2 protein-coding genes are annotated in these 1,085 nt (G+C 74.7%); one reads left to right on the forward strand and one right to left on the reverse strand.

The features are described 5' to 3' along the window. On the reverse strand, positions 1–579 hold a 579-nt coding region (locus ACFWGZ_RS41260), incomplete at its 3' end, for a sensor domain-containing protein (RefSeq protein ID WP_382457020.1). Positions 580–760: 181 nt separating this feature from the next. Here ACFWGZ_RS41260 and ACFWGZ_RS41265 point away from each other — a divergent pair. Further along, the coding region (locus ACFWGZ_RS41265) for an ATP-binding cassette domain-containing protein (RefSeq protein WP_382457021.1) at positions 761–1,085 on the forward strand (325 nt) is incomplete at its 3' end.

A 1,085-nucleotide genomic window follows, 5' to 3' on the forward strand; every position in this document is an offset into this window, starting at 1 on the left:
CGTGGTGAGCAGCGCCCGGGTCCAGCCCGCCGACAGGTCCGCGAGCACCCCGTGCCAGCGCAGCACCCAGCCGGTCCGCTCGGGCGGCGGGGTGCCGTACTCGTCGGCGGTCCGCCGGTCCCACAGGTGCACGGCCGTCAGCCCGATCCCGTCCACCAGCAGCCCGATGGGCCACACCACAATCGCGAGATAGCCGAGGGCGTTGCCCGCGAGGGCCTGGAGGGGCAGCCAGAGGGCGTCGCGCCAGACGGTCGGGTCGGTGAGCACCCGCCGTACCCGCTCGGAGAGTTCGCCGCCGTCCAGCGACGGATAGGGCGTGGGGACGAACGGGACGCCCAGCCGCGCGGCCGCCCTGCGCCGCTCCCACTCCGCGCACCGGCGCAGCACCTTGGCGACCTCCGGCAGCGCGGGCAGCCCGATGAGCACGGCCGCGAACAGCAGGGCGGCCACCACCAGGAAGGTGGCCACGTAGGCAAGCAGCGCGACACCGATCCCGATGCCCAGAAAGCGCGAGGCGTCCCAGGACCGGCGGACGGCCGCGGCCAGCGGAGTGGCGGAGAAAGCGGTGGTGCTGCTCATGACACGCCAGGTTACGGGGCGCCGCGGCGCGCCGGAGGGGAGCGGACTCCCCGGTCGTGGTGGTGCGGGCTGTACCCCCGTTCCGGGATCGCGCACCCTCGTCCGGCCGCGCCCCGGTTCCTAGCGTTGACACAGGTCACAGGGTGCGCTGGTCGAAGGAGCTGGAGTAGCGGTGGAGACGATGACGACGGCGGTGCGGGGGGCCGCGCTGCGGCTGGAGGCGGTGAGCCGGCGCCACGGCCGTCCGGGCCGGGGTACGACGGCGCTGGACGCGGTCAGCTGCGTGGTCCCGGCGGGGAGCTTCACCGCGGTGGTGGGCCCCTCGGGTTCGGGCAAGAGCACCTTCCTGCAGTGCGCGGCGGGGCTCGACCGGCCGACGTCGGGCACGGTGCGGATCGGGTCGACCGATCTCGGCGGGCTGTCGGAGGCGGCGCTGACCCGGTTCCGGCGGGACCGGATCGGGTTCGTCTTCCAGTCCTTCAACCTCGTCTCGGCGCTGACCGCCG

Origin of the sequence: Lentzea sp. NPDC060358 (assembly GCF_042725365.1) — a bacterium.
Taxonomy (GTDB): domain Bacteria; phylum Actinomycetota; class Actinomycetes; order Mycobacteriales; family Pseudonocardiaceae; genus Lentzea.